This window comes from Pseudochelatococcus sp. (assembly GCF_050946405.1).
Classification (GTDB): Bacteria; Pseudomonadota; Alphaproteobacteria; order Rhizobiales; family Beijerinckiaceae; genus Pseudochelatococcus.
Genome location: NZ_JBMNUS010000011.1, coordinates 108428 through 124279 on the forward strand (window position 1 = coordinate 108428; position 15852 = coordinate 124279).

The following is a 15852-nucleotide window of genomic DNA, read 5'->3' on the forward strand; positions in this document are numbered from 1 at the left end:
TCAGACACGCCGTGGCGCAAAAGGCGTCGCGGCGATCATCACGTGAAGGAATGCGGTTCATGAAACTGCCCCGCGAACTCGGCCCCATCCATTTCATCGGCATCGGCGGCATCGGCATGTCCGGCATCGCGGAGGTGCTGCTCAACCTCGGCTACACCGTGCAAGGCTCGGACGCGGCGGAGAACGCCAACGTCCGCCGTCTGCGCGACAAGGGCGCGGCCGTGTACGTCGGCCACGATGCGGGCCATCTGGGCGGGGCGGAAGTCGTCGTCGTCTCGACGGCCATCAAGCGCGACAACCCGGAGCTGGTGGAAGCGCGCCTGCGCCGCCTGCCGGTGGTGCGCCGCGCGGAGATGCTGGCGGAGCTGATGCGGCTGAAGACCTGCGTGGCCATCGCCGGCACGCACGGCAAGACCACGACCACCTCGCTCGTCGCCACGCTGCTCGACGGCGGCGGCTTCGACCCCACCGTCATCAACGGCGGCATCATCAACGCCTACGGCACCAACGCCCGGCTCGGCGGCGGCGACTGGATGGTAGTGGAGGCGGACGAATCCGACGGGACGTTCCTCAAGCTGCCGGCCGATGTCGCCGTCGTCACCAACATCGATCCCGAGCACCTCGATCATTTCGGCACTTACGAGAAGGTCAAGGAGGCGTTCCGCGCCTTCGTCGAGAATCTGCCCTTCTACGGTTTCGCCGTGATGTGCATCGACCATCCCGTCGTGCAGGATCTGGTGGGCGCGGTCGAGGACCGCCACGTCATCACCTACGGCCAGAATCCGCAGGCCGACGTGCGGCTGCTCGACGTCGATCTGACGGGCGGGCGCAGCCGCTTCACCGTGCTGATCCGCGAGCGCCAGTCGAATGCCGCCACCGTCATCGACAACCTGACGCTGCCGATGCCGGGTCTGCACAACGCGCTCAACACCACGGCCGCCATCGCGGTCGCCTTCCGGCTCGGCATGACGCCGGAGGCGATCCGCAAGGCCGTCGAGGGTTTCGGCGGCGTGAAGCGGCGCTTCACGCGCACGGGCGAATGGAACGGCGTCACCGTCTTCGACGACTACGGCCATCACCCCGTGGAGATCGCCGCCGTGCTGAAGGCGGCGCGCGCCTCCACCACCGGGCGCGTGGTGGCGGTAGTGCAGCCGCACCGCTATACGCGCCTGCACGCGCTGTTCAACGATTTCTGCACCTGCTTCAACGATGCCGACGCCGTGCTCGTCGCGCCGGTCTACGCGGCGGGCGAGACGCCGATCGAGGGCGCGGGGCGCGACGATCTCGTCGCCGGCCTGCGCGCGCGCGGCCACCGCGACGTGCTGGCCATCGACGGGTCGGAGGGGCTGGCCGACAAGATACGCGCGCTGGTGTCGCCCGGCGATTACGTGGTGTTTCTGGGCGCGGGCAGCATCACCGGCTGGGCCAACGCGCTGCCGGGCGAACTGGCGGCGGGCGATGCCACACCCGGCGAACCGGCTGCGGGTGAGGTGGCATGATCTTCCCGGACATCTCCGCGCCGTTTCGCGACGGGCTGCCGGGGGCCGGCGGGGTGCGGGGAAGTCTCGCCACCAACGCGCCGCTCGCGCCGCTGACGTGGTTCCGCACCGGCGGGCCGGCGCAATTGCTGTTCACGCCCGCGGACGCCGACGATCTGGCGCTGTTTCTCAGGCTGCTGCCCGCCGACGTGCCGCTGCTCGTCATCGGGCTCGGCTCCAACCTGCTGGTGCGCGACGGCGGCGTGCCCGGCGCGGTGGTGCGGCTCGGCAAGGGATTTTCCGGCGTCGACACGTTGTCGGGTCATGGCGTCCGGGCCGGGGCCGGCGCCGCCGACGTCAAGGTAGCGCGCGCGGCGGCGGAGGCCGGCACCGACGGCCTCGTCTTCCTGCGCGGCATTCCCGGCACCATCGGCGGCGCGCTGCGCATGAACGGCGGCGCGTATGGCGGCGATGTCGCGCAGGTGCTCGTCGAGGCGCGGGCGCTCGACCGCAGGGGGGAAAGGCGCGTGCTCACGCCTGCCGACATGGGCTTCAGCTACCGCCATACGGCCGTGTCCGAGGATCTCGTTTTCATCGACGCGTTGCTCCAGGGCCAGCCGGGCAATCCCGACGACATCCTCGCGCGCATGAACGCCATCACGGAGGCCCGTGCCGCGACGCAGCCCGTGAACACGCGCACGGGAGGCTCCACTTTCACCAATCCGGCCGGCGGCAAGGCGTGGGAACTGATCGACGCGGCGGGCTGCCGCGGCTTGCGAATCGGTGCGGCGCAGGTTTCCGAACTGCATTGCAATTTTCTCGTGAACACCGGCGGCGCGACGGCGGCCGATATTGAGGTGCTCGGTGAGGAAGTTCGCCGAAGGGTCCGTGAGACAACGGGAATTGTCCTGCAATGGGAAATCCGGCGTGTCGGACTGCCTGCGGAAGGTCAGAATTCTTAACGTTGGACAACGCGATTTCCCGCGCGGTCGACGGTTGTGAATAACCCTTGTCCGCGGCCGGCGCAGGCGCGGCCGGATCGGCGGCGGCAGTGATCATTCCATTGATGAAAAAGGGATTTCTTTCGCGTGAGCGCCTGCCGGCGTCATGATCGCGCAAGGAGGGGCGGCGTTCCCGGCCGCGACGGGCGATGCGGCTCTTAAATAAATATTTACCAAAAGGCGGAAGAGTCATCGTTAACGGTGGCCCTGAAGCCGTTGATGCGGCTGTCGAAGCATCGACGCTCCGGCGACCGTTTCCGAAAAGAATGTTCAGGCGGAATTTTCCGGGCGGGCTTTCGATGGCTGGTGTCAAGCATCTGTGGCGAGGTTTGAAGGGCGGCGGGCGCGCCTCCGCCGCCGCCGGTGCGCGCCGCGCCGGCGGCGACCGGCGGTCGCAGCGCCTGACCGCGTTCGAGAAGGCGGCGCGCACGGTGCCGCGCGGCGCGGGAACCGGGCTGGTGGCGGTGCTGTTCGCGGCGGTCGGCGCGGCGGGCGTCTCTCTCGGCGGGCACATGGAAACGTTCCGCGCCGCTTACGGTGCGCCCTACGACGCGCTGGCGCGCGTGCTCGGGCTCGGCATCGACGAGGTGAAAATCGCCGGCATGGTCGAGCTGCGCGAGAGCGAGGTGCTGGCGGCGGCGGGCATCACGCCGCTGCGCTCGCTGGCTTTCCTCGATGTCGGCGAGGTGCGCAAGCGCCTCGAATCCGTGCCGATGATCAGGCAGGCGTCGGTGAGCAAGCACTATCCCGACGCGCTCGCCATCACCATCGTGGAGCGCGAGCCGCGCGCCCTCTGGCAACTCAACGGCGAGCTGTTCGTCATCGCCGGCGACGGCACGGTCATCGACCTGATGACGGACGCGCGTTTCGCGCGGCTGCCGTTCGTCGCCGGCGACGGGGCGAATACGCGCTCGCAGGAATATATCGACGTGCTGCGCGCCGCCGGCCCGCTCAGGGAGCGCATCCGCGCCGGCATTCTGGTTTCCGGCCGCCGCTGGGATGTGAAGTTCGACAACGACCTGATCGTGCGCCTGCCCGAAAGCGAGCCGGTGGAGGCGATGGCGCGTCTCGTGGAGCTGGAGAAGCGCGAGCGGATTCTCGACAAGGATCTGATCGCCATCGACATGCGCCAGGCCGACCGCATCGCCATGCGCCTGAGCGAGGAGGGCGCGGCGGCGATGGCCGACGCGAAGAAGAAAACCGTCAAGCGGAAGGCCCCCGAAACATGAGCTCCACCGGCAACCGCCTGACTCCGGGGCTGACGCCACGGATGAAACCGCTTTCCGCCCGCAAGAGCGCCACGCTGTCGGTGCTCGACGTGGGCACCAACAAGATCGTCTGCCTGATCGCCCAGCTCAATCCCGTGAGCGAGACCGAGGCCCTGCGCGGCCGCACCCATCTGGCGCGGGTGCTCGGCATCGGCCACCAACGCTCCATGGGCCTCAAGGGCGGCATCGTCGTCGATCTGGACGCGGCCGAGCGCGCCATCCGCCATGCGGTGGACGCGGCGGAGCGCATGGCGCGGGTCGAACTCAAGTCGGTGGTCGTCAACCTCACCGGGGGGCGGCTCGCGTCGCAACGGTTCACGGCGAATGTGGCGGTGCGCGGCGGCGCGGTGACGACGGGCGATATCGGCCGGGTGCTGGACGCCGCATCCGCCCACGCGACGCGGCCGGGCCGGGCCGTGCTGCATGCCCTCCCCACCGGTTTCTCGCTCGACGGCCAGCGTGGCCTGCTCGATCCCGGCGGGATGATCGGCGAGAAGCTCGGCGTCGACATGCATGTCGTCAACGCCGATGCGGGGGCGGTGCGCAACCTGATGCTGGCGGTCGAGCGCTGCCATCTCGATGTCGAGGCGGTGGTGGCGACGCCCTATGCCGCCGGTCTTTCGGCGCTCGTGGACGACGAGGCGGAGATGGGCGCGGTGCTCATCGATCTCGGCGGCGGCACAACCAGCATGGGCGTGTTCGCGGGCGGTCATCTCGTCCATGCGGACGCCTTCGCCGTCGGCGGCCACCACGTCACCATGGACGTGGCGCGCGGCCTTTCCACCCGCGTGGCGGCGGCGGAGCGGCTCAAGACGCTCTACGGCGCGGCGATTTCCTCGCCCTCCGACGAGCGCGAGATCGTCGCCGTGCCGCAGGTGGACGACAGCGAGCAGGATGTGCCGAACCATGTGCCGAAATCGCATCTGGTGCGCATCATCAAGCCGCGCGTCGAGGAAATTCTCGAACTGGCGCGCGGCCGCCTGCGCGAGGCCGGCTTCGCGGCGGAGGCGGGGCGGCGCGTGATCCTGACGGGCGGCGCGAGCCAGCTCACGGGCTTGCCGGAGCTGGCGCGGCGCATTCTCGTCGGCGAGAAGGGAACGGGTCAGGTGCGTATCGGCCGGCCGTTGGGCATCAAGGGCCTGCCGGATGCCGCGAAGGGACCGGCGTTTTCCGCATCCGTCGGTTTGCTGGTGTATCCGCAGATGGCGCATGTGGAGCATTTCGAGCCGCGTTCGGCGGGCTACGCCGCGCGAACCGGCACGGACGGCTATTTCAGCCGCATGGGCCGCTGGATACGCGACAGTTTCTGAGCACGGGCGGCGGTGCGGCGGCCGCCACGTCTGGGGTTTATCTGGAGAGAGGGGCGCGCAGCCGGGCGCCGATCGATGAGAAGAGGCCAAACATGGCGATCAACCTGCAAGCCCCGGACATCCGGGAACTGAAGCCCCACATCACCGTTTTCGGCGTCGGCGGAGCCGGCGGCAATGCGGTGAACAACATGATCGAATCCGGCCTGCAAGGGGTCGAGTTCGTCTGCGCCAACACGGATGCCCAGGCGCTCATGAGCTCCCGCTCCGAGCGCATCATCCAGATGGGCACGCAGGTGACGGAAGGCCTCGGCGCGGGCTCGCAGCCCGATGTCGGCCGCGCGGCGGCGGAAGAGGTCATCGACGAGATCCGCGACAACCTGTCGGGCGCGCACATGGTGTTCATCACCGCCGGCATGGGCGGCGGCACCGGCACCGGCGCCGCGCCGGTCATCGCCCAGGCGGCCCGCGACATGGGCATCCTGACGGTCGGCGTCGTGACCAAGCCGTTCCAGTTCGAGGGCGCGCGCCGCATGCGCATGGCCGAATCCGGCATTCAGGAATTGCAGAAGTCGGTCGACACGCTGATCGTGATCCCGAACCAGAACCTGTTCCGCGTCGCCAACGAAAAGACCACCTTCGCCGACGCCTTCTCGCTCGCCGACCAGGTGCTCTATTCGGGCGTCGCCTGCATCACGGACCTGATGGTGAAGGAAGGTCTCATCAACCTCGACTTCGCCGACGTGCGCTCCATCATGCGCGGCATGGGCAAGGCGATGATGGGCACGGGCGAGGCTTCCGGCGAGAAGCGCGCCATCACGGCGGCCGAGGCGGCGATCGCCAACCCGCTGCTCGACGACGTGTCGATGAAGGGCGCGCGCGGCCTGCTGATCTCCATCACCGGCGGCAACGACCTCACGCTCTACGAGGTCGACGAGGCCGCCACCCGCATCCGCGAGGAAGTCGATTCCGACGCCAACATCATCCTGGGCGCGACCTTCGACCCGAGCCTCGAAGGCATCATCCGCGTGTCGGTCGTCGCGACCGGCATCGAGCCGCTCTTCGTCACCGGCGGGCAGGAGGTGACGGCGACCGAGCAGCGCATCGCGGAAGTCGCCGAGCGGCTGCGCTCGGAAGCGCGCCTGCGCGCGGTGCAGTCGTCGGGGCAGATCGCCGCGCCCGGCGAGGCCGTTCACGCGTCGGCGCCGGCGGCCGCGCAGCATTATCAGGCGGCCGGACACGGCGCGCCTCTGGCGGCCCTGGTCGCCGCCGGTCAGGTGCCGCCTGCCGTCGCGCATTCGGCGCCCGCGGTCGGCCGCCACGATGTCGTGTTCGAGCCCGCGCAGCCGCGCGCGGCCGTGGCGCCCGCAGCGCCCGCGCTGGCGCCGCAGCCCCAGCAGCACGAGCCGCTGCCGGAGCACTTCCTGCCTCCGCGCGCGGAGCAGACCGTGCGCGCTCCCCGCATGCCGCGCGTCGACGAGCTGCCGCTGCCGGCGCAGAACCAGATCCGCGCCAGCCGGGGAGAAGCGCCCCAGCATGCGCAGCAGGCCCACGATCCGCGCCAGCGCATGTCGCTGCTGCAACGCCTCGCCTCAGTCGGTCTCGGCCGCCGGGACGAGACGGTGCCGCAGGGTGGGCAGGCACACGGCGGGCAAGCACACGGCGGACAGGTCGCCTACCCGCCGCAGGCCGCCCCCGCGCCCCAGCGCAGCCAGCCCGCGGCGGCACCGGCTCCCGCGCCGCGCCCGGCCCAGCCGGAGCAGCCCGTCCGTCCGCCGGTCGGCGCGCGCAATGCCACGATCGATGACGATCAGCTCGAAATTCCGGCGTTCCTGCGCCGGCAGGCGAATTGATCGTCGGTTCGATGCGGTAAACCCGATCACGTTTTCCGAACTTGTCCACAGCGGGGCCGAAAGGCCCCGCTGCCGTTTTTCGGCCCCGCCGGCGAAAAGACCGCGCGGGAGAGCCGAAAACGACGTTTTCGACGCCCGTGCGTGACGGTTTCGTCGTTGCGGGGCGCTTGCGAGCGTTTCGCCCGCGAGAAGGTTAATAGATCGTAAATAATTGTAATCAAAGACTATTATGGTCATTGCTGCACTGTAACAGACGGTAAGAAAGCGTGATTTGGCGCGGGTCGGCTATGGCGGCTATGTATGACTGCAACGGTGAGTCGAGGGCTGTGTTTCACGCCCGCTCCTCACCCGGCGCGCAGGTCTGGACCGGATTTGCGTCGCCATGTGGTATCGCCGGTCCGGGACGCAGTCGATGAAAGCCAGCCGGCAAACCACGCTTCGCAAAGCTGTAACGCTCACGGGGGCGGGTGTTCATTCCGGCAAGCCTGCACGACTTGTTCTGCATCCCGCGGACGCCAATCACGGCGTCGTCTTCCTGCGCACCGGCCTGTCGAACGGCCGTGAGCGGCTGATCGACGCCCGCCATGTCCACGTCAGCACGACGGAGCTCTGCACCGTGCTGGGCGATGCCGACACGGGCTCCGTCGCCACGATCGAGCATCTCATGGCCGCTTTCGCGGGGCTCGGCGTCGATAACGTGCTGGCCGAGATCGACGGGCCGGAAATGCCGATCCTCGACGGCAGCGCCGCCCGCTTCGTCGAGGCGATCGATGCCGCCGGCGTCGTGCGGCAGAAGGCGCCGCGCCGCTGCCTGCGCGTGCTGCGCCCGGTGCGGATCAATCACGGCCGCGGTTTCTCCGAGTTGCGCCCCTTCGAGCGCGGGTTCCGTCTCGATGTGGAAATCGATTTCGATTCGGCCGTGATCGGGCGTCAGCGCAAGGTGGTGGATCTGGACGCCGCCGTGTTCCGCGACGAGATCTGCCGCGCGCGTACCTTCGGCTTCATGCGTGATGTCGAGAAGCTGCGCGCCATGGGACTGGCGCTCGGTTCCTCGCTGGACAATTCGGTCGCCATCGCCGACGACGGCATCGTCAATCCCGAGGGGCTGCGCTACGCGGACGAGTTCGTGCGCCACAAGCTGCTCGACGCCATCGGCGATCTGGCGCTTGCCGGCTATGCGCTGCAAGGCGAATATCGTTCGTATTGCGCCGGCCACCGCATGAACGTGGCGGTGCTGGAGGCGCTGTTCAGCGACCGGGCCAATTACATGATCGTCGATTCGCTGGCGCCGCGCCGGGAATACGCCTACGGGGAGATGGTCGCGGGCGCTCCCGCTCCGGCCTATGCGCCCGACCTGACCTGATTTTTCCAAAGTCCGGCGGCGGAATCTGAAACGCGGCAACAGAGTGCTTGAACAGAGTGCTTGGCGTATGAGGTGTGTTTGGGGTAAACACCCTCGGGTTGGGGGTAGTCTGTGTCCCTCGCGCCATCTGGAGGACTGACGAGGGATGCGTTTTCCGCACTTGCCTTTTTCCGATAAAGCGGTTTCCGGTCGGCATGCCGTTGCGGGCCTTCTCGGCCGTGTGGCCGCGGCCGGCGTGATCGCGCTTGCGGTTGCCGGGTGCGATACGGTCAAGTCGCTCAACCCGTTCGACAAGACAGAGGTTTACAAGCCCGAGATCGTTCCGGTGACGCCGCCGGAGGAACTCTACAACGAGGGCCTCGCGAAGTCGGCCAAGGGCGATTTCGAGGGCGCGTACAAGGCATTCGACACCATCAACCGCCAGAATCCGGGCACCTCCTGGGCGCAGCGGTCGTTGATCATGCAGACCTATGTTTCCTACGAGGGCGGGCGCTACGACGACTCGGCCAACAGCGCGACGCGTTACGTCACGCTCTATCCCAACTCGCAGGACGCCGCCTATGCGCAGTATCTGCTGGCGATGTCCTATTACAAGCAGGTGCCTGACGTCACCCGCGACCAGGCGTCCACGCAGCGCGCCGTCAACGCTCTGGAAACGCTGATCGAGCGCTATCCCAATTCCGAATACGTCAAGGATGCGAAGTTCAATCTTCAGGTGGTGCGCGACCAGCTCGCGGGCCATGAGATGGAGGTGGGCCGCTTCTATCTCGGCAAGCGCAACTATACCGCCGCCATCAACCGCTTCCGCGAAGTCGTCGCGCGCTACCAGACGACGCGGGCGGTCGAGGAGGCGCTGATGCGCCTGACCGAAGCCTATACCGCGCTCGGCATCATGAGCGAGGCGCAGACGGCGGCGGCCGTGCTCGGCCACAACTTCCCCGACAGCCCGTGGTACAAGGACGCCTATGCCTTGCTCGCCGGCAAGGGGATGGAGCCGCGCGAGGACACCGGTTCGTGGATCAGCAAGATGTTCCAGGGCGGGCGTTTCTAGAGTATTTCGGCGTTTCGTTGAAACGCAGAAATGCTCTATCTTATTGACTTGACGCGTTTTCTTCACGCAAAGCGGTATCCGCTTTGCTTGAAAACGCTTTAGAGCGGTTTGCGTTCAGGTCGATTTGAGCGCAAGGTGCGGCAGGATATGGAATTGAGAGCGGGATGGCTTCAGTTTGATCGCATTCCGCTCTGATGCGCCGCTTGTGATGCAGGAAGGCAACCCGCGCCGCCATGGTGCGGGTTTTTTGTTGCTTTCGGCTTGAAGGCACGTCGCTCTATCTTTTCCGCCGCGCTGGCTTCGCCGCTTCCGCGCGCGTGAAAACGGCGACGGTTTCGACATGCGGCGAATGGCGGAACTGGTCGACCGGCGTGATGCGCTGCGGCAGGTAGCCGCCCTGGATCAGCAGGCCGGCATCGCGCGCGAAGGTGCCGGCGTCGCAGGAAACGGCGACGACGAGCGGCACCCGGCTTTTCGCCAGCTCGCGCGCCAGCGCTTCCGCGCCCGCGCGCGGCGGATCGAACACCACGGCGTCGTAGCGGTTCAACTCCAGCGGCAACAGGGGGCGGCGGAACAGATCGCGCGTTTCCGTGGTGATGCGGCGCAGGCCGGGCGTATCCCGAAAAGCCCTGTCGAGCGCGGCCAGCGCGGGAGCGGCGCTTTCCACGGCATGCACCTCGGCGGTTTCCGCAAGGCGCAGCGCGAAGGGGCCGCAGCCCGCGAAAAGATCCGCCGCGAGCCTGACGCGCCGGGGCGCTTGCGCGATGGCCTCGTTCACGAGCCGCGCCAGCGTCTCCTCGCCGTTCGCCGTCGCTTGCAGGAAGCCGCCGGCCGGCGGCGCCACCAGGGCGCGCCCCATGAAAATGCCCGGCGTGCGGCGCTGGACGACGAGATCGCCGTGAAGGGACAGGCGGGCGAGATCGAGCCGCTCGGCCGCCTCGGTGAGTTTGCGCCGCGCCGCCTCGTCGGCGGGGCCGTGGCCGCGCACGTCGATATCGAGACCGCCGACGGTGGCCGTCAACTGGATATCGAGCGGCTTGCCCTTCGGCAGCAGCAGGCGGGCAAGATCGAGCGCGACGGCCGGCGCCCGCGCCAATCCCGGATCGAGCACCGGGCAATGCGAGACCGGCACGAGATCGTGGCTGCGCGCCGCCATGAAGCCGATGGCGTCGTCGATGCCCTCCGGCGCGTGCTTGCGCCGTGCATGGAAGGTGACACGCCGGCGTCCCGCGCCGTGCGCGTCGACCAGCGGTTCGACGCCGGCGTCGACGCCGGCCTGCGCCAGCGCCCGCACCACGCTGTCGCGTTTCCAGGCGCGGTAGACGGCTTCGCTCATGTGCTGCGTGACACAGCCGCCGCAGCGCATGAATAGCGCGCATTCGGGAGGTCGGCGGTCGGGGGAGGGGGTCTCGATCGCCACCGGCACGGCGCGCGCGTCGGCGCGCCCCATCGAGGAACGGGCGGCGCGGCCGGTGGCGGGGTCGGGTGCGGGCAGGCTCACGCGCACGACTTCGCCCGGCAGCGCATAGGGCACGTAGACGGGGCCGGCGGGCGTGTCCGCGATCCCGTCGCCGCGCGCGCCGAGGCGGGCGATGGTCAATGTCTGCGTCACGAAAGACGGCCCCCGATCAGAAATTCGCGATTGCCGTCACCGCCGGCGATCGGCGACTCGATCAGGCCGGAGACGGTGAAGCCGAGCCCCGTGACATGGGCGCGGATATCCGCGCATACCTGCGCCTGCACGGCGGCGTCACGCACGATGCCCTTGCCGAGATGCGCGCGCCCGGCTTCGAACTGCGGCTTGATCAGCGCGATCAGCGCCGCGCCCGGCCGCAGCAGCGGCACGACGGGCGGCAGCACGGGCTTCAGCGAGATGAAGCTGACATCGACGGTCAGCACGTCGAAGGGGCCGGGCTCGCGCTCGGCCAGCCGGCGGGCGTCGGTGCCCTCCAGCGCGGTGACGCGCGGATCGTTCGCGATCAGCGGGTGCAACTGCCCGTGGCCGACATCGACGGCATGGACATGCGCCGCGCCGCGCGCCAGCAGCACCTGCGTGAAGCCGCCGGTGGAAGCGCCGAGATCGAGCGCCCGCGCGCCCGTCACCGCGAAACCGAAGACGTCGAGCGCGGCCGCGAGCTTGACGCCGCCGCGCGACACCCACGGATGCGCCGCCTCCGCCACGATGGCGGCTTCAGGCGGAATCGCTTGCGACGCCTTGCGCAGCACGACGCCGTCCGCGCATACGCCGCCCGCGGCTATGGCCGCCTGCGCCTGCGCGCGGCTGTCGAAAAACCCGCGCTCGACCAGCACGATATCCGCCCTGCGCCGCTCCGCCATGAAGCCCCGCCCGGATCAGGCCCTGAGCGCCGGCACGCCCGCGATCGCCGGCGCGTTGCCCAGCGCCGCGAACACGGTGGCGACGATGCCGGCGGCGTCGAGCCCGGCGGCGGCGTACATGCGTTCGGGCTTGTCGTGCTCGATGAAGGCATCGGGCAGCGTCATGGTCCGCACCTTCAGGCCGTGGTCGAGCAGCCCCTCCTGCGCCAGCGCATGCAGCACGAAGGCGCCGAAGCCCCCGCGCGATCCTTCCTCCACGGTGATCAGGCATTCGTGCTCGCGCGCGAGACGGCGGATGAGATCGAGGTCGAGCGGTTTGGCGAAGCGGGCGTCGGCGACGGTGGTGGAAAGGCCGCGCGCCTCCAGTTGCTCCGCCGCCGCGAGCGCCTCGGCAAGCCGGGTGCCGAGCGACAGCAGCGCCACGCGCGTGCCCTCGCGCAGGATGCGGCCCTTGCCGATGGGCAGCGCCTCGCCCCGCTCCGGCAGCTCCAGCCCCAGGCCCTCGCCGCGCGGATAGCGCAGCGCGATGGGGCCGGCGTCGTGGGCGGCGGCGGTCGCGACCATATGGACGAGCTCCGCCTCGTCGCTCGCCGCCATCAGCACCATGTTGGGCAGGCAGCCGAGATAGGCGATGTCGAACGAGCCCGCATGCGTCGGCCCGTCCGCCCCCACGAGCCCGGCGCGGTCGATGGCGAAGCGCACCGGCAGGTTCTGGATGGCGACGTCGTGCACGATCTGGTCGTAGGCGCGTTGCAGAAAGGTGGAGTAGATGGCGCAGAACGGCCGGTAGCCCTCGGCGGCGAGACCGGCGGCGAAAGTCGCGGCGTGCTGCTCCGCGATGCCGACGTCGTAGGTGCGCTCGGGATATGCCTGCCCGAAGAGATCGAGCCCGGTGCCCGAAGGCATGGCGGCGGTGATGGCCACGATCCTGTCGTCGCCCGCCGCCTCGCGGATGAGGCTGTCGGCGAAGACGCGCGTGTAGGTGGGAGCGTTCGCCTTCGGCTTGGCCTGCGCGCCGGTGACGACATCGAACGTGCTCACGCCGTGATATTTGTCCGCCGCCGCCTCGGCGGGCGCGTAGCCCTTGCCCTTCTGCGTGACGACGTGGACGAGGATCGGCCCGTCGGGAGCGGCGCGCGCGTTGCGCAGCACGGGCAGCAGGTGGTCGAGGTTATGGCCGTCGACCGGGCCGACGTAGTAGAAGCCGAGCTCCTCGAACAGCGTGCCGCCGGCCCAGAAGCCGCGCGCGTATTCCTCCGCGCGCTGCGCCTTCTCGTAGAAGAAGCGCGGCAGGTGGCGGACGATCTGCTTGCCGGTCTCGCGCAACGACCGGTAGGTGCCGCTGGAGACGATGCGCGCGAGATGCGCGGAAAGCGCGCCCACGGGCGGGGCGATCGACATGTCGTTGTCGTTGAGAATGACGATGAGCCGCGCCCCGAGCGCCCCGGCGTTGTTCATGGCCTCGTAGGCCATGCCCGCCGACATCGCCCCGTCGCCGATGACGCAGACGACGTGATTGTCGCTGCCGGAAAGATCGCGCGCGGCGGCCATGCCGAGCCCCGCCGAGATCGAGGTGGAGGAATGGCCCGCGCCGAAAGGATCGTAGGGGCTCTCAGCCCGGCGGGTGAAGCCGGCGAGGCCGCCGCCCTTGCGCAGCGTGCGGATGCGGTCGCGCCGGCCCGTCAGGATCTTGTGCGGATAGGCCTGATGGCCGACATCCCAGATGAGCCGGTCGGCGGGCGTGTCGAAAACGTAATGCAGCGCGGCCGTCAGCTCGACGACGCCGAGCCCCGCGCCGAGATGACCGCCGGTCACGGAGACGGCGGAGATCACCTCCGCCCGCAGCTCGTCGACAAGCTGCGGCAGCGCCGTTTCCGGCAGGGACCTGAGATCGGCCGGCGTCAGGATGGTGTCAAGGAGCGGGGTGTTGAGGGGCAACTTCGGGAAACCTCCGGCAAGGCTTGCGGTCCCGTCACGTCACGGGCAGGCGGCGCGCGGTCTGGAGCGCAAGTTAACAGGGAATAGGCGTTTCATTGACACGCGTCAAAGGTTTCCGTTGCTGCGGGAGCGAGATCAGCTCTCGACATCGAGCGGTTCGGCGGCGATATTGCCGTTGTCCGCCTGCGTGATCTTGTCGATCCGCGCTTCAGCCGCCTTCAGCAGGCCGTCGCAGTGCTTTTTCAGGAGTTCGCCGCGCTCGAATATGGCGATCGATTCCTCAAGCGGCACATCGCCGCGCTCGAGGCGCGATACGATCTGTTCAAGCTCGGCCAGCGCCTTTTCAAAGGGAAGGCCGTCGATGCTCGCGGGAGCGGGGGAAGAAGCTTTCTCGTTCATGCAGGTGTTATCGCGCCTGCGCGCCGCCATGACAAGCGCCTTGCACATGATGCGATATCGCGGCGGCCGCATTGCATGCCGAACAGCGCCGGTGCGCTCGCATGGCGGTGGACCGGGAGGCGATAGGGGCGTAATATCCGGCATACATATTTTCAGCGAGAATCGGCCGTGACCAGAACGACGAACGCGCGACGCCGCATCATGTTGCTCACCGGCGCCAGCCGGGGGATCGGTCATGCCACGGTCAAACGCTTTTCCGCCGCGGGCTGGCGCGTGATCACCAGCTCGCGCCATGCCTTTCCCGAGCAATGCCCGTGGGAAATGGGGCCGGAAGACCACATCCAGGTCGATCTCGCCGATGTCCGCTCGACGCTCGCCGCCATCGACGAGATGAAGCGCCGTCTCGCGGAGGAGGGCGGGGTGCTCGACGCGCTCGTCAACAATGCCGGCATCTCGCCCAAGGCGGAGGAAGGCGGCCGCCTGAGCACGCTCGATACGCCGATCGAGGACTGGCACCGGGTGTTTCAGGTGAACTTCTTCGCCTCCGTGATGCTGGCGCGCGGCCTTGTCGAGGAATTGTCGCGCGCGGGCGGCTCGGTCGTCAACGTCACGTCCATTGCGGGTTCGCGCGTCCATCCCTATGCCGGCGCGGCCTATGCGACGTCGAAAGCGGCGCTCGCCGCGCTCACCCGCGAGATGGCGGCCGACTTCGGGCCGCTCGGCGTGCGCGTCAACGCCATTTCGCCCGGTGAGATCGATACGTCGATTCTTTCGCCCGGCACGGCGCAGATGGCGCAGACGTTTCCGCTGCGCCGCCTCGGTACGCCGGACGAGGTGGCGAAGGCGATCTACTTCCTGTGCACGGAGGCGTCGTCCTACGTGACGGGCGCCGAACTGCACATCAACGGCGGACAGCACGTTTGAGCGCTTCCGGCTTCCTTCTCCCGGATGCAGGAGCGGGGCGGGCCGCCAGCATCGCGGTGTTTCGCGGCCCCGACGTGCTGCTGGTGCGCCGGCGCAATCCGCCCGCCGCCGGCCTGTGGAGCCTGCCCGGCGGACGGATCGAGCCCGGCGAAACGCCGGAAGCCGCCGCCTTGCGCGAGCTGGCGGAAGAGACCGCCGTAGCGGTGCAACCTGTCAGTCTTCGCTTCGTGGGCCGTCATGACGTCGCCGCCCACCGCTTCGTCATCGCGGTGTTCGCGGCCCGCTGGCAGGGGGGGGAGGCCGTGGCGGGCAGCGACAGCGCGGCGGCCGGTTGGTTCGGCGCCGATGAAATCGCCGGCCTGCCGGTGACGGACGGTTTGGCGGCGTGGCTGATTCGCGCGCGCGCCGCGCTCGATGCTCCGGCTGCCGTCGATACGGAAAACGGGGCGTCGCGATGAAGCGGCTCATGCGCTTCCTGCCGGTTTGTCTGCTGGCGGCGGGCATCTGTTTTCCCGCGCAGGCGCAGAAAGCGCCTCTCCCGCCCGCGCGCACGGCGCCCGAGCGGGAGGAAGCCGCGCCGGCGCCGGAAGTCACGCGCACGCCGCCGCCCGGCTATGAGGATGATTTGCTGCGCCTGTCGGAGGTCATGGGCGCGCTGTCGTTCCTGCGCCCGCTCTGCGGCGCGGCGGATGCATCGCAATGGCGCGAGCGCATGGCGGCGCTGATCGACAGCGAGACCCGCGATCCCGAAACCCGCGCGCGGCTCGCGGGCGCGTTCAACCAGGGCTATCGCGGTTTTTCGGTCACTTACCGCACCTGCACGGATGCGGCGCAACTCTCCGTCGCGCGCTATCTCGCGGAGGGCGAGCGCCTCAGCCGCGTCATCGCCGCGCGTTTTGGAGGCTGAGTTGTCGTTTCCCGATGCTATAAGAG

14 protein-coding genes are annotated in these 15852 nt (G+C 68.9%); 10 read left to right on the top strand and 4 right to left on the bottom strand.

The window, feature by feature from the left end:
• The first annotated feature begins 59 nt into the window (after positions 1-59).
• The 7 genes from murC (at position 60) to ACOYJQ_RS15735 (ending at position 9321) form a co-directional block, all read left to right on the top strand.
• Positions 60-1499 carry a UDP-N-acetylmuramate--L-alanine ligase gene (gene murC / locus ACOYJQ_RS15705; protein ID WP_433459741.1) on the top strand — a complete coding sequence of 480 codons (1440 nt, stop codon included), beginning with the start codon at positions 60-62 and terminating at the stop codon, positions 1497-1499.
• Positions 1496-2440, top strand: a complete 945-nt coding sequence (gene murB, locus ACOYJQ_RS15710; RefSeq protein WP_433459742.1) for a UDP-N-acetylmuramate dehydrogenase — start codon at positions 1496-1498, stop codon at positions 2438-2440. The genes murC and murB overlap by 4 nt, the downstream gene beginning before the upstream one ends.
• Positions 2441-2778: 338 nt before the next feature.
• Complete coding sequence (locus tag ACOYJQ_RS15715) at positions 2779-3708, top strand: cell division protein FtsQ/DivIB (RefSeq protein WP_433459744.1); 930 nt, start codon at positions 2779-2781, stop codon at positions 3706-3708.
• Positions 3705-5057, top strand: a complete 1353-nt coding sequence (gene ftsA, locus ACOYJQ_RS15720; RefSeq protein ID WP_433459746.1) for a cell division protein FtsA — start codon at positions 3705-3707, stop codon at positions 5055-5057. The genes ACOYJQ_RS15715 and ftsA overlap by 4 nt, the downstream gene beginning before the upstream one ends.
• 92 nt (positions 5058-5149) lie before the next feature.
• The gene (gene ftsZ / locus ACOYJQ_RS15725; RefSeq protein WP_433459749.1) at positions 5150-6907 is read left to right on the top strand and encodes a cell division protein FtsZ; all 1758 of its coding nucleotides are present in this window, start codon (positions 5150-5152) and stop codon (positions 6905-6907) included.
• A 412-nt stretch (positions 6908-7319) separates the two neighbouring features.
• On the top strand, positions 7320-8270 hold the full coding sequence (gene lpxC, locus ACOYJQ_RS15730) for a UDP-3-O-acyl-N-acetylglucosamine deacetylase (protein WP_433459752.1): 951 nt from the start codon (positions 7320-7322) through the stop codon (positions 8268-8270).
• 145 nt (positions 8271-8415) lie between these two features.
• Complete coding sequence (locus ACOYJQ_RS15735; RefSeq protein WP_433459753.1) at positions 8416-9321, top strand: outer membrane protein assembly factor BamD; 906 nt, start codon at positions 8416-8418, stop codon at positions 9319-9321.
• Between the two features lie 277 nt (positions 9322-9598).
• Here ACOYJQ_RS15735 and ACOYJQ_RS15740 read toward each other — a convergent pair whose 3' ends face one another.
• From ACOYJQ_RS15740 to ACOYJQ_RS15755, 4 genes are all read right to left on the bottom strand, one after another.
• The gene (locus tag ACOYJQ_RS15740) at positions 9599-10933 is read right to left on the bottom strand and encodes a class I SAM-dependent RNA methyltransferase (protein WP_433459755.1); all 1335 of its coding nucleotides are present in this window, start codon (positions 10931-10933) and stop codon (positions 9599-9601) included.
• On the bottom strand, positions 10930-11658 hold the full coding sequence (locus tag ACOYJQ_RS15745; protein ID WP_433459757.1) for a TlyA family RNA methyltransferase: 729 nt from the start codon (positions 11656-11658) through the stop codon (positions 10930-10932). The genes ACOYJQ_RS15740 and ACOYJQ_RS15745 overlap by 4 nt, the downstream gene beginning before the upstream one ends.
• Positions 11659-11673: 15 nt before the next feature.
• Positions 11674-13596, bottom strand: a complete 1923-nt coding sequence (gene dxs, locus ACOYJQ_RS15750) for a 1-deoxy-D-xylulose-5-phosphate synthase (protein ID WP_433459758.1) — start codon at positions 13594-13596, stop codon at positions 11674-11676.
• A gap of 135 nt (positions 13597-13731) precedes the next feature.
• On the bottom strand, positions 13732-13995 hold the full coding sequence (locus tag ACOYJQ_RS15755) for an exodeoxyribonuclease VII small subunit (protein ID WP_433459794.1): 264 nt from the start codon (positions 13993-13995) through the stop codon (positions 13732-13734).
• A 201-nt stretch (positions 13996-14196) separates the two neighbouring features.
• On the opposite strand from ACOYJQ_RS15755, the gene ACOYJQ_RS15760 reads away from it, so the two are divergent.
• The 3 genes from ACOYJQ_RS15760 to ACOYJQ_RS15770 are packed head-to-tail and all read left to right on the top strand — an operon-like array spanning position 14197 to position 15826.
• Positions 14197-14919, top strand: a complete 723-nt coding sequence (locus ACOYJQ_RS15760; protein WP_433459797.1) for an SDR family NAD(P)-dependent oxidoreductase — start codon at positions 14197-14199, stop codon at positions 14917-14919.
• The gene (locus ACOYJQ_RS15765; protein WP_433459760.1) at positions 14916-15377 is read left to right on the top strand and encodes an NUDIX hydrolase; all 462 of its coding nucleotides are present in this window, start codon (positions 14916-14918) and stop codon (positions 15375-15377) included. Before ACOYJQ_RS15760 ends, ACOYJQ_RS15765 begins: the two co-directional genes overlap by 4 nt.
• Positions 15374-15826 carry a TIGR02301 family protein gene (locus tag ACOYJQ_RS15770; RefSeq protein ID WP_433459761.1) on the top strand — a complete coding sequence of 151 codons (453 nt, stop codon included), beginning with the start codon at positions 15374-15376 and terminating at the stop codon, positions 15824-15826. The genes ACOYJQ_RS15765 and ACOYJQ_RS15770 overlap by 4 nt, the downstream gene beginning before the upstream one ends.
• The last annotated feature ends 26 nt before the right edge of the window (positions 15827-15852 follow it).